Source organism: Azospirillum canadense, assembly GCF_025961225.1.
Taxonomy (GTDB): domain Bacteria; phylum Pseudomonadota; class Alphaproteobacteria; order Azospirillales; family Azospirillaceae; genus Azospirillum; species Azospirillum canadense.
Genome location: NZ_JAOQNG010000010.1, coordinates 229,193 through 246,026, shown reverse-complemented (window position 1 = coordinate 246,026; position 16,834 = coordinate 229,193). Strand labels below are relative to the sequence as shown.

17 protein-coding genes are annotated in these 16,834 nt (G+C 66.3%); 5 read left to right on the top strand and 12 right to left on the bottom strand.

The features are described 5' to 3' along the window. Positions 1–121: 121 nt before the first annotated feature. A complete protein-coding gene (locus M2351_RS36930; protein WP_264660963.1) occupies positions 122–1,087 on the bottom strand; it encodes a L,D-transpeptidase in 966 nt (321 codons plus the stop codon). Positions 1,088–1,233: 146 nt separating this feature from the next. Between M2351_RS36930 and M2351_RS36925 the strand changes: the two genes are divergently transcribed. Then, positions 1,234–3,027 carry a tetratricopeptide repeat protein gene (locus M2351_RS36925; RefSeq protein ID WP_264660962.1) on the top strand — a complete coding sequence of 598 codons (1,794 nt, stop codon included), beginning with the start codon at positions 1,234–1,236 and terminating at the stop codon, positions 3,025–3,027. A 147-nt stretch (positions 3,028–3,174) separates the two neighbouring features. Here the strand turns inward: M2351_RS36925 and M2351_RS36920 are convergent, their stop codons facing one another. Then, positions 3,175–4,437, bottom strand: coding sequence for an ABC transporter substrate-binding protein (locus M2351_RS36920; protein ID WP_264660961.1), 1,263 nt, complete (start codon positions 4,435–4,437; stop codon positions 3,175–3,177). Between the two features lie 123 nt (positions 4,438–4,560). Here M2351_RS36920 and M2351_RS36915 point away from each other — a divergent pair, with 123 nt between their 5' ends. After that, positions 4,561–5,967, top strand: a complete 1,407-nt coding sequence (locus M2351_RS36915) for a tetratricopeptide repeat protein (protein ID WP_264660960.1) — start codon at positions 4,561–4,563, stop codon at positions 5,965–5,967. A gap of 3 nt (positions 5,968–5,970) precedes the next feature. On the opposite strand, the gene M2351_RS36910 is transcribed toward M2351_RS36915, so the two are convergent. Beyond that, positions 5,971–6,324 (bottom strand): carboxymuconolactone decarboxylase family protein, encoded by a 354-nt coding sequence (locus M2351_RS36910; protein ID WP_264660959.1) that lies wholly within the window; start codon positions 6,322–6,324, stop codon positions 5,971–5,973. A gap of 164 nt (positions 6,325–6,488) precedes the next feature. Here M2351_RS36910 and M2351_RS36905 point away from each other — a divergent pair, with 164 nt between their 5' ends. Continuing rightward, on the top strand, positions 6,489–7,175 hold the full coding sequence (locus M2351_RS36905; RefSeq protein WP_264660958.1) for an endonuclease III domain-containing protein: 687 nt from the start codon (positions 6,489–6,491) through the stop codon (positions 7,173–7,175). A 296-nt stretch (positions 7,176–7,471) separates the two neighbouring features. On the opposite strand, the gene M2351_RS36900 is transcribed toward M2351_RS36905, so the two are convergent. The 8 genes from M2351_RS36900 to M2351_RS36865 all read right to left on the bottom strand — a co-directional run bounded on the left by M2351_RS36900 (position 7,472) and on the right by M2351_RS36865 (position 13,073). Then, a complete protein-coding gene (locus tag M2351_RS36900) occupies positions 7,472–7,696 on the bottom strand; it encodes a hypothetical protein (protein ID WP_264660957.1) in 225 nt (74 codons plus the stop codon). After that, positions 7,693–8,136, bottom strand: coding sequence for a hypothetical protein (locus M2351_RS36895; RefSeq protein ID WP_264660956.1), 444 nt, complete (start codon positions 8,134–8,136; stop codon positions 7,693–7,695). Before M2351_RS36895 ends, M2351_RS36900 begins: the two co-directional genes overlap by 4 nt. A 1,448-nt stretch (positions 8,137–9,584) precedes the next feature. Beyond that, entirely contained in the window at positions 9,585–9,839 is a 255-nt protein-coding gene (locus M2351_RS36890; protein ID WP_264660955.1) for a hypothetical protein, read from the bottom strand. 34 nt (positions 9,840–9,873) lie between these two features. After that, positions 9,874–10,347 (bottom strand): transposase, encoded by a 474-nt coding sequence (locus tag M2351_RS36885; RefSeq protein ID WP_264662410.1) that lies wholly within the window; start codon positions 10,345–10,347, stop codon positions 9,874–9,876. A gap of 572 nt (positions 10,348–10,919) precedes the next feature. Then, complete coding sequence (locus M2351_RS36880; protein WP_264660954.1) at positions 10,920–11,204, bottom strand: hypothetical protein; 285 nt, start codon at positions 11,202–11,204, stop codon at positions 10,920–10,922. A gap of 431 nt (positions 11,205–11,635) precedes the next feature. Beyond that, positions 11,636–11,761: a hypothetical protein gene (locus tag M2351_RS36875; RefSeq protein WP_264660953.1), complete on the bottom strand. Its 126-nt coding sequence runs from the start codon at positions 11,759–11,761 to the stop codon at positions 11,636–11,638. Further along, positions 11,758–12,156, bottom strand: coding sequence for a holin family protein (locus M2351_RS36870; protein WP_264660952.1), 399 nt, complete (start codon positions 12,154–12,156; stop codon positions 11,758–11,760). Before M2351_RS36870 ends, M2351_RS36875 begins: the two co-directional genes overlap by 4 nt. A 425-nt stretch (positions 12,157–12,581) precedes the next feature. Then, on the bottom strand, positions 12,582–13,073 hold the full coding sequence (locus M2351_RS36865) for a structural protein (RefSeq protein ID WP_264660951.1): 492 nt from the start codon (positions 13,071–13,073) through the stop codon (positions 12,582–12,584). Positions 13,074–13,119: 46 nt separating this feature from the next. Here M2351_RS36865 and M2351_RS36860 point away from each other — a divergent pair, with 46 nt between their 5' ends. After that, the gene (locus tag M2351_RS36860; RefSeq protein ID WP_264660950.1) at positions 13,120–14,382 is read left to right on the top strand and encodes an amino acid ABC transporter substrate-binding protein; all 1,263 of its coding nucleotides are present in this window, start codon (positions 13,120–13,122) and stop codon (positions 14,380–14,382) included. 872 nt (positions 14,383–15,254) lie between these two features. Here M2351_RS36860 and M2351_RS36855 read toward each other — a convergent pair. Next, positions 15,255–15,479, bottom strand: coding sequence for a hypothetical protein (locus tag M2351_RS36855; protein WP_264660949.1), 225 nt, complete (start codon positions 15,477–15,479; stop codon positions 15,255–15,257). Positions 15,480–15,626: 147 nt separating this feature from the next. On the opposite strand from M2351_RS36855, the gene M2351_RS36850 reads away from it, so the two are divergent. Then, a complete protein-coding gene (locus M2351_RS36850) occupies positions 15,627–16,826 on the top strand; it encodes an IS256 family transposase (protein WP_264654291.1) in 1,200 nt (399 codons plus the stop codon). The last annotated feature ends 8 nt before the right edge of the window (positions 16,827–16,834 follow it).

Below are 16,834 nucleotides of genomic sequence, written 5' to 3'. Positions count from 1 at the left end.
CGGTAGCGATCGCCGACGCCCCCACCCTCCTGCTTCGCAGGTCCCTCCCTCCTCCGCTTCGCAGGGGAGGGCCTGTTTGCGGAGCCAGCGGCAGTTCCCTCCCCTGCGAAGCGGGGAAGGGTTAGGGTGGGAGCAACCGCCCCAACTCCGCCACCCGCCGCGTCACGTCCTCCACGCGGCCATCCAGGGCGTTGCGCAGGCAATTCCGGGCGGCGGCGGCGACCGCCGGGTCGTCTTCCGTTCCCTTGCGGACCCAGCAGAGCGCGGTGACGCGGTCGTCGAAGCGGCGGTCGTCCTGGACCAAGGCGTAGGACGCCGCCTCGCGGCGTTCCGGTGGCAGGCCGGACAGAAAGCGTTCCTGAAGGCCGCGCGCCCGCCCGTCCAGCGCCGCCAGTTCCGGCGTGGCGCAGATCATCCGGCGCAACGGCGCGGTCACGGTGGCGCAGCGCGGGTCGGGAACGACCAGCGATGGCACCGGCGACGGGGCCGGCGTCGGCGCGGGGGCCATTGGCAGGGACACCGGGAGCGCCGCCACCGCCGGCCGTGGCGCGGGCGGCGGCTCCGCACGCTTCGCCACCACGGTCGGCACGATCGCAGGTCCCGGCGCAGGCCCCGGCGCCTCCCCGGCCACGACTCGGACCGGAGTCCCCACCTCCACCACGGCGAACAGCGCCTCCACGTCGGCGGGCAGCATGCGGAAGCAGCCGCTGCTGACCCGTCGGCCGATGGAACCCGGCTCGTTCGTGCCGTGGATGGCGATGGCGTTCCAGCCGAGGTCGAGCGCGTGGCGGCCCAGCGGGTTGGCCGGCCCCGGCGGCACCTCCAGCGGCAGCGACGGCTTGGCGCGGCGCTGGTTGGCGGTGGGATGCCAGGTCGGGTTGCGGCGCTTGCGCACCACCGTCGTGTCGCCGAGCGGGATCGCCACGCCGGGCCGCCCGATGGCGACAGGGTAGGAGCGCACCTCCCGCCCATTTTCCAGCAGGGAGAGCCGCCGCTCCTTCAAACTGATGATGATCCGCTGCGTTGCCGCGGCGGACAGGCCGGCGCCCGGGGTGTCCGGGACCTGCGCCGAAAGCCGGGAGGGCAAAAGAATCGCGAGCGCAATCGCCAGGGTTGCCGTCCGCGCCGGATGCCTCAAGAATGTCGCGATGCGCCGCATGGGAAAAGTTGAGCGCAACTCTCCTAAAACCGCGTAAATATGACGTCAGGGATAAGAAGCAGGAACGCCCAGCCATGGACACCATCGAACAGACGCTGACCGTCGCGACCGAACACCACCGCGCCGGCCGCACCGCGGAGGCCGAGCGCCTCTACCGCGAGGTGCTGGCGTCGTCGCCCGGCCATCCGGACGCGCTGCACCTGCTGGGTGTGATCGCGCTTCAGGGCGGGCGTCCGGCGGAGGCGGCGGACCTGATCGGGCAGGCCGTGGCCGGCGACCAGACGTCCCCCCTGCTGCACGCCAACCTGGGCCACGCGCTGCACGCCGCCGGCCGCACCCGCGAGGCGGCGCTGAGCTTCGCCCGCGCGCTGACCCTGCTGACCAACCAGGGCGAGGGTTGGAGCAACGTCAACTCGCTGGCCGGCCTGATCCGCCGCTACGACGACGAGACCCGGCGCGCGGCCGCGGCGGAGGTGGACGCCGGTTACGCCATGGGCGACGTGATGCGGCGCCGGTCCCTGCTGTTCCTGCTGTCCGGCGACCTCGCCCATTACGAAGCGCTGACCCGCGCCGTGCTGGCGGAGCCGATGCACTTTTCCATCCCCTCGATCCACTACGCGTTCTGGGGCATGGCGATGCAGATGTTCCAGGGCGCGGTGCGCACGGGCGACGTCGGCCGCTTCACCTCCGACGACCTGATGCGCTTCTACCGCCTGATGGTGGAGGAGACGATCCGTCGCTTCCGCCTCGCCGGCCGCATGCGGCGCGCGCAGCCGCGCGGCGAGATCAAGCGCGTCGCGCTGATCACCAACCAGATGCTGGGCGAAGGGCACCAGCCGACCGCCGACGCCTTCGACTACGCCCGCCGCCTGCAGGACGAGTTCGGGCGCGAGGTGGTCATCATCAACCCCAACGCCATGGCGATCACCGGCGAGAACGGCTTCGTCCCCGAATATTCCTACAACGTCACCGAGGACTATCAGGGCGAACAGACCATCGCCGCCTTCGGGGCGCGGGTGCCCATGATCTCCTTCCCGCAGAAGCGGTTCGACGAGGAGAAGCTGCAGGCCATCGTCGACCGCGTCGATGCCTGGGACCCGGACGTGATCGTCGCCTTCGGCAGTTCCAACGTGATCGCCGACCTGTTCGCGGGTGCGCGGCCGGTGATCTGCCTGCCGACCTCCTCCGGCCTGCCGCTGACGCTCGGCCGCCTGATCCTGGGCTATGACGAGGGCGACGGCACGGACGGATGGCCCGCCGACCTCGCGGCCCGCTTCCGTCCCTACGCCTTCGGCTGGACCCTGCCGCCGGGCGGCGGCGCCCAGACCCGGACCGATTTCGGCCTTGCTGAAGGCCGCCCGCTGTTCGTCACCGTCGGCAACCGCCTGGACCAGGAGGTCGGGGCGGATTTCCTGGCCCTGGTCGACGATCTCCTTGACCGCCTGCCCGACGCGCAGGTCGCCTTCGCCGGAAAGGTCGATTCACTGCCGGACCGCCTCTTGGCCCTGCGCAACGCCGGCCGCGCCCGGTCGCTCGGCGACGTGGCCGATGTGCGGGCGCTGTACCGCCTCGCCACCGCCTACCTGAATCCGCGCCGCCAGGGCGGAGGCGGCAGCGCGGCCTTCGCCCTGGCCGAGGGGCTTCCGGTGGTCACCCACCCGACCGGCGACGTGGGCCGGGTGGTCAGCAGCGCCTTCCAGGTGGCCGACGACGCGGCCTTCCTGGAGCGCGCCGCAGCGCTCGCCACCGATGACGCGTTGCACACCAGCCAGTCGGCCGAGGCCCGTGCCCGCTTCGCCGCCGTCGGCGACCGCCGCGCCTCGGTGGAACGCCTGCTCGCCTACGCGCTGGAGGCACAGACGGCCTGAAGCCCCTCTCCCCCCTGGGGAGAAGGGTTGGGATGAGGGGGCGGCCGCAGGCCGGAAAAGCCACCTCATTGCAGGACCTGAACGCCCTGCGAGCGCCCCCTCACCCTACCCCTCTCCCCAGGGGGGAGAGGGAACTCGGAAGCGTACTTACCCCCGCTTGCCCCAGCCCGGCGCCGGGAAGACCGGGTCCATCTCGGCCGAGGCCTTGGGCAGGACCACCGTCGGGCGCAGGTTGCGGTTCTGCACGCAGGCGGAGATCAGCTGCGTGTTCTGGCCCTTCTCGTCGAAGGTGATCGCCGGGCCGACCATCATCTTGTCCTTCAGGTTGGTCTGGCGCAGCGCCGCCAGCATGGCGGCCGGCTCCGCCGTCCCGGCGCGCTTGAAGGCGTCGGCGGCGACCAGGATCGCTTCCAGCGTGAAGGCGACGTTGAAGGCGTAGCCCTCGAACCGGTCGTTCGGATACTGCTTCTTGAACGCGGCCTCGACGCGCTTGGTCAGTTCGGCCTTGGGGTCGTACCAGGGCAGGTTGGTGATGGCGTAGTCGGCGTACTTGCCCAGCACCTTGTAGAACTGCTCGTCATACAGGCCGGGCGAGCCGGGGGAGACGATGCCCTTGGGCTCCCACCGCTGCTTGACCATCTCGCGCACCATCATGATGGCGTCGTTGGCGCGGGTGGTGACGATCGCCAGCTCGGCGCCCGTGCCCTTGGCCTTGGCGACCTCCACCGACAGATCCTGCGCCTTCGGGTCGTAGGAGATCGAATCGACGATGGTGAAGGGCATGTCCAGCTTCGGGAAGAAGGCGTCCATCGCCTGACGGTTCGCCATGCCGAAGGTGTCGTTGGCGTGCAGGAACACTGCCGTCTTCGGCGTGGTGCCGGTGGCCGCGAACAGGTCCTTCATCAGCGCCAGCCCATTGGTGATGAGCATGGTGGAGGTCGGGAAGTTGCGGAAGACGGTCTTGTAGCCCTGCTCGGTCAGCCGGTCGGCGGCGGCGATGTTCATGACCAACGGGATGCCGCGCTGCTCGCACACCTGGGCGGCGGCGGCGGTCTGGCCGCTGTCGAAGGCGCCGACGATGACATTGGCCCCGTCGTTGATCAGCTTCTCCGCGCGGGAACGGGCGACGTCCACGTTCGATTCGGTGTCGGCCGACAGGATCTCGACCTTGTAGCCCAGCTCGCCCAGGATGGCCGGCGCGATCTCCGCGCCGCGCTGGCAGGCTTGGCCGGCCTGGGCCAGCAGGCCGGAGCGCGGCAGCAGAACGCCCACTTTCAGCGTGGTGCCCTGCGCGAACGCGGGCGCCCGGCCGAAGGCGGCCAGCGCGCCGACAGCGGCCGCGGCGGTGCCGAACTGGCGGCGGGTGAGTCCTCCCGTGGAACCATTCTTGCTGTTGATGTCGTCGTTCATTGTCGGACGTTTCCCTAGGGCGTTATCGTGGTCCGGATGATTTCCCCTCCGGGGGTGTCGTGTCAAAGTGGAATCACCCCTTCTTCGTCCCTTCAGGGCATACCCGCGTACGGACCTGACCGCATGGCGACCATCCAGGAAGCGCTCGACGCCGCGCTCGATCACCTCAAGGCCGGCCGGCGGGTCGAGGCGCGCATCCTTTACGGCCGCATCCGGGATGCCGACCCCGACAACGCGGAGGCGCTGCACCGTCTCGGCCTGCTGATCGCGCTGGAGGGTGACGCGGCGGCGGGGCTGGAGCTGATTGCGCGCGCCATAGCCCTGGACGGCACCGACGCCGACGCGCATTTCAACCTCGGCGCCCTGCTGCACGTCACCCTGCGGACGGAGGAGGCGATCGCCAGCTACCGCCGGGCGCTGGAGCGTAGGGCGGACTTCCCCGACGCCGAATACCACCTCAGCGAAGCGCTCCAGGCCATCGGCCGCATCGGGGAGGCGCTGGACGTGCTCGGGCCGCTGCTGGTCCGCCACCCGCATTTCGCCCCCGGCTGGCGGCAGAAGGGCGACATCGAGGCCGACCTGGGCCGCCCCGGCGCCGCGGTGGATTTCTACGACATGGCCCTGGCGCTCGACCCCGCCGACCGCGCCGCGCGGGACCGGCAAGCCACGCAGGCCGCGGCCTTCGCGGCGCGCCGCGGGGTCCTCGACGGGCGCGGCGCGGACGGCCGGCTGGACCTGCGCGACGTGACCTTTCTGATTCCCTTCCGCGCCGACAGCGAGGACCGCAAGCGCAACCTGCGCTGGATTGTCTCCTTCCTCCTGAAGCACGGCGACACGACCATCCTTGTGGGCGAGGACAAGGCGGGCCCGAGCGATGTGGGCGACGCGCTGGGGCAGGACCTCGCCGCCCGCTGCCGCCACCTGCACCTGACCGGCAACGACACCCCCTTCACCCACAAGGCCCACCTGATCAACCGCATGGCGGAGGCGGTGGAGACGCCCATCGTCGCGCTGCACGACACGGACATCGTCGTGGACCCGGTGCAGTACGCGCTGGCCCGTGACGCGGTGATGAGGGGGGCGGCCATGGCCTTCCCCTACAACGGCCTGTTCTTCTGGGTGATGGGGCGGGAGGTGCACCGCTTCGGCCACACCCTGTCGGCGGCCCCGCTCAACGCGCTGTGCCCGCGCTTTCCCCTGATGCACCGCAATTCGCCGGGCGGGGGCGCCTTCTTCGACCGCGCGACCCTGCTGGAGGCCGGCGGCTACAACGAGAATTTCGTCTCCTGGGGTTTCGAGGACGACGAGATCGTGGAGCGGTTGCGCCGGCTCGGCTTGGGGGTGGAGCGGGTGCCCGGCCCACTCTATCACCTGGAGCACGCTCGGCCGGATAACTCCACCGACCAGAACCCCTTCATCGCGGCCAACAAGGCGGAGCTGGAGCGCGTCCGCGCGCTGGACGCGGACGGCCTGCGCGCCGACATTGCCGCCGACCGCCTGCGCCGCCCGCTGTTCTCCAGCGCCGGGTAGCCGTTACCCGACCTTCTGCTCGGCGAACTGGTCGAAGGCCTCCGCCGCCATGGCGGCGTACATCACCGACGGCCCGGCGCCCATGTAGATCGCCATGCCCAGCGTCTCCATCACCTCCTCCCGGGTGGCGCCGTTCTGCACCGCTGCCTGGGCGTGGAAGGCGACGCAGGCGTCGCAGCGGGCGGCCACGCCGATGGCGAGCGCGATCAGCTCCTTCGTCTTGGTATCGAGCGCCTTCGTCTCCAGTGCCGCCTTGGCGATGGCGGAGAACCCCTTCATCACGTCGGGTGCCCCGCCGCGCAGGGTGCGCACCGCGGCCGACATCTCCACGGTCATCTGCGGCCAATCCTGAACCATAACGCCTCCGGCGGTTAATTAGTTTACTCTAATGTAAAACACCCGTTGTCCGTTGGAAAGAGGCTTGGAGCAAGGAGGCCCGCCGCGGTGTTTCGAAGGGCAGGATTTCATTGCATTCCGGCCCGACCATGCCCCCGCGCCCCGTGCCTCCGCGTCCGATCATCGTGACGGCCGACAAGGTGACCGCCGACAAGGAGCCGTTCGACATCGACGAGGCGTTCCGCCGCCTGCGCGTCGCCGTCGCCGACCTGCCAAAGGCGGCGATGTTCGCCCTGCGGGACCGCGGCTACGGCAACCCGTTCGAGCAGCTGGTCGGCAGCCTGATCTCCGCCCGCACGCGGGACGAGACGACCATGGCCGTGTGCGAGCGCCTGTTCGCCGTCGCCCGGACGCCACAGGAGATGGCCGCGCTCAGCGAGGCGGAATTGGTGCGCCTGCTGAACGGCGCCACCTTTCCGGAGCCGAAGGCGCGCGACATCCTGGCGCTGTCACGCCGCATCGTCGTGGAGCATGGCGGCGAGGTGCCCGACACGCCGGACCGCCTGATGGCCTTCCGCGGAGTCGGCCCGAAGATCGCCGCCCTGACGCTGGCGGTCGGCTTCGGCATACCCGCGGTGGCCGTGGACGTGCATGTGCACCGGATCACCAACCGCTGGGGCTATGTCGCGGCCCCGACGCCGGAACGCACCATGGTCGCGCTGATGGAGGCGCTACCCCGCCCCTATTGGGTGGAGATCAACGAGCGGCTGGTGCCCTTCGGAAAGTGGATCTGCACGGGCGAACGCCCGCGCTGCTCCACCTGCCTGCTGCTGTCCATGTGCCGGCAGGTCGGCGTGACCACACACCGATGATGGCGCACCGATGACTTGACCCACATCATCGCGAGGGAGGGCGTGGCGCGGTCTTTATCCCGTTGTCCTCACCGGTCAGGAAACCTTCGCGATGATCGTCTACGCCCTGCGTTGCTCCTGCGGCCACGAGTTCGACCAATGGTTCGAGAACATGGCCGACTGAAATATTACCATTCTGGATCAAAGCACTAGCTCACTGCATCCGACAGCCATTCGAAATTCGTTCGGCAGCGGCGCGCGATTCAGCAAGTCGACGACGCCCCGTGGTTCTCGTCATGTTCATTCCCAGCACCAAGTTATCGCGCCATCCGCGCCGCCCTACCGACCAGGATCGCGCGCCGGTGTGCGCCACACTTCGAGCACCGCCACGGGATCGACTCGGGCTCGGCCGCCCAGCCGAAGCGCAAGATGAGGTCGCCCGGCTTCACCTCCGCGAAGCGACCGCAGGCAGTGCATTTCAGTGGGATCAGCACGCCGTGATAGGAGAGCCGCCCGAGGCAGTCGAAGCGCTTGGTGCTCACGCCAGCTCCTCCGACTCGGCCTCCAGCGTGCACGGCAGCCACGCCAGCAGCTCGCCCTCCACCCGCTCCCAGCCGTCGGCGCCGAGCATCCGCCACCCACCGCCGCTCCATCGCGAATCGGCAACGCGCCTTCCGCCGGCGAACCATCCGACAATGCGAGTCCCGTCGCGGCGAGCTTCTTCCGGCCTGCGTCCCAGGATGGCGCCCAGGTCGCGCGCCGCCCCGGCCCTCCTCCACCGCTGGCCATCGCCGAGGATGTCGACCAGGGACGCTCCGCATCGGCAGGGCCGGGCGTCCAAGCCCATGTGCACGTGGACGGTTTGGGCGCAGGAGGCGCACCAGCCTTCCAGGTACAGGATCGGGGCGCCGCAGTCGCCCTCGTCGGCGTTCGAGGTCATCGGAACGGGCCGCTGTTCGTCGTCGGTCTGCCGCTCGCCCATGCACGCTCCTCCACACGCTCACACTGCCATGATCGGCAGCGACAGTGAACGAAGGATGAACAACGGAACATCGCCGGAGGAACGCGCCGATGCGCGGTCCGTGCGGCGGCACCGCCCTGAGGGCCAGCCCCTCGGCCATTACCTCGGCGGGCTTTCCTTTGAGAGGCTGCGGCGGGACTATACCCACCCCCATTCCCACTAGACCGAGTAATACTACGCTGTAAAGTTGCTGCGTCCTTAATTGGACGCTCTTACCGCAATAGTAGACCACGAGTAGACCACTCGCCCGCCGCCCCTCCATCCGGACGGCGGGCTTCCTATTTGGGGCCACGGCTGCACTGCGGCACTCCGCATGCTCGCTGGCCTGATCCCCCCGCGATCAGTAGAGTTCGCTCGGTCCCCAATGGCAGAGACCGGTGTCAATGAACTCAGGCCCGCCGTCCTCTTCCCGTCGCGGCGGGCTTTTCCGGTCCGCCACATGGCAGAATTGACCTACCCGAGCGCGGTATGTCGGCTGCGCGAGCACACAGCGACGTCGTTAGCCTGTTGATAAACTGCGCCCACAGCGCAGTTACAGCGCAGTTACAGCGCAGTTTGGTTTGCCACCACAATGGGGAACGCAACCATCATCCTACAAAGCAGCAAACAAGGTATCGGTGTTGCGGCGTTCAGTCTCCCCGGCTGGACGCCGCAATCGCGTCTGCCTTCTGTTGAGCCACCACAGAGGTCAACGGTGGTGGGTGGGACTCATAATCATAGACCTGCTATTCTGCGGTCGGTCCGGCGAGCTTCGACCAAAGGCAAACAGCAAGAAAAACATGGCTGCGAGAGCGATTAGGAAAATTGGGAAAACGCCTTCGGCAGCGTAGCGTAATCCTCGCCTGATGTCGAAAGCCATCCAATTTGATCGACGCATGTCGGCACCCTGAAGGCGCGCGAGCTGGCTTGGTTCACCTACTGAAACGCGCGCTTGTCCTTAAACAGTTATTCCGCTTAGCAGTTGCATCCCTCAGAATTGATAATGGCCGCCCCGGAGAGCGGTCGTCTACCCGATACCGTAAACTGCTGAAGTTGGCTCAATGACAGAAATGAAAACAGCAAGCTCGGCACGTCAGCGGGTTCTGTCCACAGCGAGTCCGTCGCATTGTGCGGTGCAATGGAACCCATTCGCACCCGAAGCGCTGGAAAGTCACGATACCCCCGCCCATACTCTTAAGCCCGCCTTGGCAACCCCCGTAGCGGGCTTTTCCTTTGAGGAGCTTCGACGCCGGCGCGGAACATCCGGTAAGGCCTCAGCATAACCTGCATGCTTTCCGTTTAATTCGGCGGCTATAGACATCCTGGCAGAGACCGATGAAGAGCCGCACACTGGAGGCGCGGCTCTCCTATTGATCGGCCACCATTCCGTCGCCTGGAACCGAGCGCGTCGTGGCAGCCGGCTGTTGGGGTCAGCCGCCGATGTCGTTGTGGTTTTTCCCGGAGCCTCCAGGAATACCGTCGCCGCCGCCATTGCCGCCGCCGTTGTTGGCATTCGACCCACGCCCACCGTGAGACTTGGTAATGGCGTGGGAGGTCAATGACGTTGACAACAACGTGGTGACCGCGGGCAATGTGACCACCGCGAACTTGCCGCACGTGGCCAGAAACTTCCGCCGCTCGAGTTCATCGGCGTCACGGGTAGGATCAGTCTTAGGCGTTTCCATGTGCGCCCTCCTAGCGTTGCCTAAGGGGCCGTTTTCAGAACTCCACGAGGCGAGCCGCGACCACAAATATGCAGGCTGCTGTGAGCAGCGCATCGACGATGGCGCCCTTCCTGTCATGGCGGCGATCCAGGCGTTTGTTGTTGAGCAACCAAGCATTGGCGTGCTCGACGATACAGCGGACCTGGCCGAGGCCGGAGCCGTGCGGCTGGCCGATCCTGCGGATGATGGGTTGGATGCCTTCACGCAGGCAGAGCCATCGGTTGTCGGCGCTGTCGTATCCGGCGTCCGCATACAGGCGCGCGATCCTGGCGCAGACCACCATGGCCAACCGGAGCAGGTCGGGGAAGAGCCGGGTGTCATGCACGTTGGCCGCGGAGGGCAACGCCGCTAGCGGAAGCCCGTCCGTCGAAACGACCACGTGGTACTTGGTTCCCGGCTTGCCGCGGTCAGTGGGGTTCGGGCCGGTCAAGGCGCCGCCCCGTTTCGCGCGCACCGAGCAACTATCCACAACGATGTCCCATGCCTGGGTGGCGGCTTCAGGGGCGGAGCGCACATACGGATCAGCACGGCATGGACCCGGCGCAGGACGGCTGTCGTGCTCCACTCCACTAGGCGTCGGCGCAACGTTGATCCCGACGCTCGGTGCGGCGCGGCCCGGAGTTCGCGCCACTGCACGCCCTCCCGCAGGAAGAATTGGAGCGTCTCAAGGACGGTGCAGGTTTGCATGGGAGGTCGCCCCTTCGTGGGGATTGCCCGCTCAATCTGGTCAATGACGCCCGCGACCAAGTCCATTACCCTCGGCTCCATGCCAGCCTCCCCATGCGATTGGCAGGGTAACCGGCAGGGCGGAGGTGCGTGGCCAACGGCGCGGCTTTTCGACAATCCGCTCCGCAATTTTCGTGCTTATAGGGGATGGCCATCGATGTAGCAATAAGTGGCCGCATCTGGCAGGCGCGCGTAGAAGTCGGCAGGGTCAATCTCTGCATTGAGCAACGCACCCACCTCATCAACGCACCCATTACGATCAGAATCGAAATAGTATTTCTTTCGGCTAAAGCTGAATACGAGGAACGGGTTCTCTTATAGCATTTGATAGCAGGCATTATGGAACGCAACAAAACTATTCTGTTCTTCAAATCTGTTCGCGTAGTAAATTCCTTTAATCAGCCTGCCGGTGTTATGAACCTCCCGGCCGCTTCGCCGCACAAGACGGCTCAAATCTGGCATGGCTTCCTGTTTAGATGCGACGGCTCCACACTGCCGCACTTCTTCCGTCTCCACATCGTTAACTGGCTGAACACAAGCCAATATAGCAATAAATGCACTACGGTGACTAACCCGACTTAGAGCATTGAGACTGCTCATGGCATCTTCCTCCGAGCGGATCATCACCGCAATAATGCTCAGCAGAAACCACGAACAGAGGCTATCGGGCAGCCCCTCTGAAAGCCACAGAAACTAAGGGGACTTTCCGCTTCCAATTGGCGCTGATCGGTCCTTCTTGCGCATATGGACGTTACGGAAAGCAACCTCTGCGCCTCCACAGACCAACCTAACGTTCGCGCCAAGGTGCAGCCGGGGTTCTGAAAACGGCCCCTAAGAGAGCGATACTGGAACCAAGAAACTTGGAAGGCCATTGCGAAACCGCTGACACATTCGAATTGATATGCCTGATGCCTCGAGACCATCCCGCCGTGGTGCCCGCTTCCGCCGGCAATACCGTGCCAAGTTAGCAGTGCGAACCTGAGCGACGTGGCCCCGCAGTGATCAACATGCCCTTCTCGCCCCAGGGAAGCTTACCGCCCCGGCCACCGCCGCGTCTTGGAATAAAGCCGCTCCGCCTCGCTCGCCTTCCGCATGATAAAGGCGATGCCAGCCGCGAAGCCGACGATCAGGCCCGCGGCGATCCCAAGCGCGCTCACTTCGCCACCCCCTTGACCTTCTCGATGGTCCGGTACGCCCCGATGCCCAGCATGGGGAACAGCAAAGCCAGCAGCGTGTCCGTGTCCATCTGCGGCAGACGCGTGCCGGGCGAGTAGACCGACAGCGCCCAGCCGGCCAGAGGATAGGCGATGGTCTGGACGCCCAGGCCGATCGCACAGAGCCAGCCGACGAACGGCCGCCAGCCGGACACGAACACGGACGGGTTGGCCGCCTCGGTGGCGTTCACCTGCAGCTGCGCCGCGTCGCTCGCCGACAGCACGTCGATGAGCTTGGTCTGCATCTCGGCGGCCGCCTTGGCCTGGGCCTGCGGGTCGGGGATGCGGCCAATCAGGTCCTGGATGATCGGCATCAGCAGGGGAAGGAGTTGGAGCATGGGCCCTCCTTTCGGGCATGAGAAAAGCCGCCGGGCGGATGCCGGGCGGCTGGTGGTGTGGGGAGGAGTTGGGAGCTTTGGAGCAATTCCAGCTGCTCTCGTTTGCAGTAGCCTCAACGCCCAAAGAACGTTCAGTCAGGTTTGGCTATAAGCTGCCAGTACCGTGATGGCCGCTTCGGAGACTTCGATGCTGGATAGCGCAGAGTCCATCAGCTCTACTCAGGCGGAAAGCGGTACGGACGCGATCCCACTAGAACTCGATCCTTACAACGTGCCGCGTAAGCGACTAAGCAGCTTTGGTCTTTCGCTCGGCTGGGTCCTCTGCCCCCTACTGTCCTGGAGCATTATATTCCTTGGACTACGCATCTTCCTTTGATGCGGCGGTCACAAAAACGGTGTGATGCTTTCGGCAGGCATTTCGAAGGTCACGCCTCCACCAGGCCGAGCGCCATCATGGCGGCATGGCCGTATTGCTCAGGGCTGTACCAGTCGGCGGGGTAGCCCTGCGGCGCCCGGCCGTTCTCATGCGTGACGATGGCGCGGGCCATGCCGATCAGCGTCTCCGCATAGGCCCAGTCCACCGGCGCGTCGGGATCCACACCAAGGCGACGGGCCACCGTGTTCACATACGCGCTGGTGTCGTTCTCCTGCGGCGGGGCCCAACGGTTGATCGCCTGCCGGATGGTGACGATCCGCTTGCCCTGGCCGTCCGCCTTCCGCCGGTAGTTCAGCAGGACGCGCATCAGGGCGCGGAGCCCATAGACCGGATCGTCGAACTGGCAGAAGGCCGCGTCGCCCTGGGTGGTGGACAGGCCGTGCCAGTCGTCGCCATGGCGCAGGTTGCCTGGGTTGTTGTTGCGCACGCCGCGGGGCAGCGTGGTGTCGCGCGGGATCGCCGCGCTACGAAGCGTGGGCATAGCTGATTTTCCGTATTGGAAGTTGAACGAGGTGTGGCGGTTAGTGATGCTGCCGCCGTTCCCGCCGGGAACACTGAAATGGACAAACTACGGCGGCCGCTCCCCCTGGCCGCCGTTTTCTTACGTGGGCGCGCTGTCAGCAAAGGGTACGGCCGATGGCTTCAGAGCATCGCGCCGGTCCTGGCGCTCATCGCTGCGCTTCCACACCTTGCCCGGCGAGGCCATTCTGACGCCGTCGGCGAATACCTCACGAAAGGCGAAGGTGATGTGGTTGGCCCGATCTTTGGCAGCCGTGCTCCTTGGCGTACTCCTGACCGCCGGCACGTCCGCGCGATCGGACACGCTCGAGCATGTGCGCGATATAGGCATTCTGCGCTGTGGCCTCACCTCCAGTGGCGTCGGCCTGTCCGCTATTGACTCCACCGGGCAATGGCAGGGGTTCTACACCGACATGTGTCGCGCCTTGGCCGCCGCTGTCACGGGTAACGCCGACCATGTGGAGTTCATCGAAACCGACTCCGCAAACCGCGTCGCCGTTCTGCGGCGAGGCGAGGTCGATGTGGTCATGGGGGCGAACACCTGGACGCTGCAGCGCGACACCACCCTCGGCGTCAGTTTCCCGGTGGTGTATCTCTATGACGGACAAAGCTTCATGGCCCACCGCTCCCTGGGAGTGGCAAGCCTCAGTGATCTTGCGAAACGCGCCGGGGCTCCCCCTTTATCCGTTTGTGTCGGAGAGCAAACAACCAGCATCCACAACCTGGAGGCCTGGATCGCCCGAACCGGCGCTCAACTTGTGGTGCGTCGAACACTCACAGCTACCGGAGGGACGTTCCCGTTTTTCACGCACCAGTGCGACCTCATCACCAACGATCAGATCTGGTTGCATGGCAAGCGCCTGTACGGGGCTTCGGACAGCCAAAAATACGTTATCTTCCCTGAGACTTTCTCCAAGGAGCCTCTTGGGCCAATGGTCCGCAGCGACGACAGGCGCTGGTTCGACATCGTCCGCTGGGTCTTCCTGGTCACCGTGTTGGCGGAGGAGAAGGGCATCACCGCCACCAACGCCCAGGACATGAGAACCTCAGAGGACATGGACGTGCGTAAGCTGCTGGGCGTGAACTCCGGCCTGGGTCAGGGCTTGGGCTTGGGCGATGCGTGGGGCTGGCGGGTGGTCACGCAGGTTGGCAACTACGGCGAAATCTACGAGCGCCACCTGGGCCAAGGCTCGCCGCTCCGCATCGAGCGCGGATTGAACGCTCAGTGGACCCAAGGTGGCTTGATGTATGCGCCGCCACTGGGCGAATGAGGCAACTCAACTCACCCGGTTTGGCGTGGAGTCGCGCGGGATCGTCGCGCCGGGGAGCGTGGTAGCCATGAAGGGACCTCTTAATTGGCGCTTGTTGGGAGTGCTGAGCATGCCCACGGTCAGGACACCCATCCCGCCAGGATGGGTTCATCAGCATTACTGACCCTCGGCGGCCCGGTGCGGCCGCCTTTCTTTTCACCCTCTCCCGGCCAGCCGGACCGCGCCTACGCCGTATCGCCGTGCGCCATTGTGATGACGCGAGCACGGCAGCCCTCTGCCCATCCGTCGAATTGTGCTGTTGCTCAGCGCCGGTTGAGTGTCGCAACCTACCTGTGTCGCTGACGGGGATCACGGCCACCCCACAAGCTCCGATCCGGAGCAGGCCGTCCATCCGCAGGCCATTGGCACAGCAGCCGCATCTGTGGTGGGTTGAATAGGCGCAGATCCAGAGGATTGGGCCGAGACCGCTTTATCGCTCGGCTTCGACCTTTGATGTTTTCCTGAGCACTCCTGGACCTGACATCGGCGGCCCCGTTCGGCCGCCGTCCTTTTTGGGTGCCGCGTGCATTTTCCTCACTCTATTAGGATTTACATGGAGCCCAGGAGAGCCTCCCCGAAAGTGCTGATTGCTGCGAGCTGATGCGGGCTGCAGACTCTTGTTACATATCTAGCGGGCGCGCGGTCCGCCCGAGCATACCAAGCTCCGTCCCAACCAAAGCATCCACGGCGGGAAACGGAGTGTGGCCGAGCATACGGTGCGATCGGGGGAGGCGGTGTCTTGCGAGGACGGCCGCCTCTCTCGGTTTCCGGGCATGAAAAAGCCGCCCAGAGGCGGCCGGCCGGTGGTTCGGTTGGAGTGTTGTCGCGGGCGCTCAGAGCGTCGCGGCGAACCGGAAGAAGTCATCGATCTGCTCCGGCGTCTTGCCCTGCGCGGCACCGATCGCCGCGGTCAGCTGGTGATCCCGGCGGAACTCGGTGGCCCCGCTCAGGATCATCTCGGCGGCGAAGCGGTCGGTCTCCGGCAAGCCATCGACCATCACCGCCAGGACGGTGGGGATCTCGCCGGTTTTCACCGCGGGCGAGCGATCGCGTCCCACCGCGTGGTGTCTGAGGCGTGAGGCTGGCCCGCCGGAGCGCTCCCCCATAGCTGGCGCAGGCGGGCCGGCCGTTCGGGAGCGGCGGTCACCGTGTTCTTCGGCTAAGTTGAGGTTGCTTAACGACCATCAACCAAGACGGAGACCACGATGACCGAGGACAGGATCGCTCTTCAGGAGCTGATTGGGAAGAGCGCCGATGCCGACTTTCTGCGCGAGATGGTCGGCTTCGCCGCCCAGCGCCTGATGGAGCTGGAGGTGGAGAGCCTGTGCGGCGCCGGGTATGGCGAACGCAGCGAGGACCGCCAGACCAAGCGCAACGGCTACCGGGAGCGGACCTGGGAGACGCGCGCCGGGGCCATCGACCTGCGCATCCCCAAGCTGCGGCGCGGCTCCTACTTCCCGGCCTTCCTGGAGCCGCGCCGCACCGCGGAGAAGGCGCTAATCGCGGTGATTCAGGAGGCCTACGTGCAGGGCATCTCGACGCGCAACGTCGATGATCTGGTCAAGGCGATGGGCATGACCGGCATCTCCAAGAGCCAGGTCAGCCGCCTGTGCCAGGACATCGACGAGCGCGTGCAGGCGTTCCTGAACCGGCCGCTGGAAGGCGACTGGCCCTTTGTGTGGCTGGATGCGACCTACGTGAAAGTGCGCCAGGACGGCCGCATCGTCTCGCTCGCCGCCATACTGGCCATCGGCGTCAACAGCGATGGCCGGCGCGAGGTGCTGGGGCTCGGCCTCGGGCTGTCGGAAGCCGAGACCTTCTGGACCGATTTCCTGCGCACCCTCACCCGCCGGGGCCTACGCGGCGTAAAGCTGGTGATCGCCGATGCGCATCTCGGGCTGAAGGCCGCCGCTTCCAAGGTGCTGGGCGCCACACTTCAACGCTGTCGTGTTCATTGCATGAGGAATCTCCTCGCCTGCGTCGGCAAGGCGCACCAGACGATGGTCGCGGCCACCATTCGCACCGCCTTTGCCCAGGAGACCGCTGAGGCGGCGCATGAGCAGTGGCGCCGGGTGGCCGACAGCCTGCGGCCGCGCTTTTCCAAGCTGGCGGCGCTGATGGACGAGGCGGAGTTCGACGTGCTGGCCTACATGAAGTACCCCAAGGACCTGCGCACCAAATTGCACAGCACGAATCCTCTGGAGCGGCTGAATGGCGAGATCAAGCGGCGCACCAACGTCGTCGGCATCTTCCCTGGCGAAGGGGCGGTTGTGCGCCTCGTCGGCGCCTTGCTGCTGGAGCAGCATGATGAATGGGCGGTGGCCCGGCGCTACATGACCATGGAAAGCCTGGCCGAGCTGTGCCACCCTCACACCCCTGATCCGCTGTCCATCGCAGCGGAGTAGACCGGCGG

Excerpts from the sequence above, each read along its gene's own strand:
- M2351_RS36860 (WP_264660950.1), top strand. The coding sequence starts at position 13,120 with ATGCTGCCGCCGTTCCCGCCGGGAACACTGAAATGGACAAACTACGGC.
- M2351_RS36915 (WP_264660960.1), top strand. The coding sequence starts at position 4,561 with ATGGCGACCATCCAGGAAGCGCTCGACGCCGCGCTCGATCACCTCAAG.
- M2351_RS36880 (WP_264660954.1), bottom strand. The coding sequence starts at position 11,204 with ATGAGCAGTCTCAATGCTCTAAGTCGGGTTAGTCACCGTAGTGCATTT.
- M2351_RS36850 (WP_264654291.1), top strand. The coding sequence starts at position 15,627 with ATGACCGAGGACAGGATCGCTCTTCAGGAGCTGATTGGGAAGAGCGCC.
- M2351_RS36895 (WP_264660956.1), bottom strand. The coding sequence starts at position 8,136 with ATGGGCGAGCGGCAGACCGACGACGAACAGCGGCCCGTTCCGATGACC.
- M2351_RS36920 (WP_264660961.1), bottom strand. The coding sequence starts at position 4,437 with ATGAACGACGACATCAACAGCAAGAATGGTTCCACGGGAGGACTCACC.
- M2351_RS36865 (WP_264660951.1), bottom strand. The coding sequence starts at position 13,073 with ATGCCCACGCTTCGTAGCGCGGCGATCCCGCGCGACACCACGCTGCCC.
- M2351_RS36870 (WP_264660952.1), bottom strand. The coding sequence starts at position 12,156 with ATGCTCCAACTCCTTCCCCTGCTGATGCCGATCATCCAGGACCTGATT.
- M2351_RS36925 (WP_264660962.1), top strand. The coding sequence starts at position 1,234 with ATGGACACCATCGAACAGACGCTGACCGTCGCGACCGAACACCACCGC.
- M2351_RS36910 (WP_264660959.1), bottom strand. The coding sequence starts at position 6,324 with ATGGTTCAGGATTGGCCGCAGATGACCGTGGAGATGTCGGCCGCGGTG.
- M2351_RS36890 (WP_264660955.1), bottom strand. The coding sequence starts at position 9,839 with ATGGAAACGCCTAAGACTGATCCTACCCGTGACGCCGATGAACTCGAG.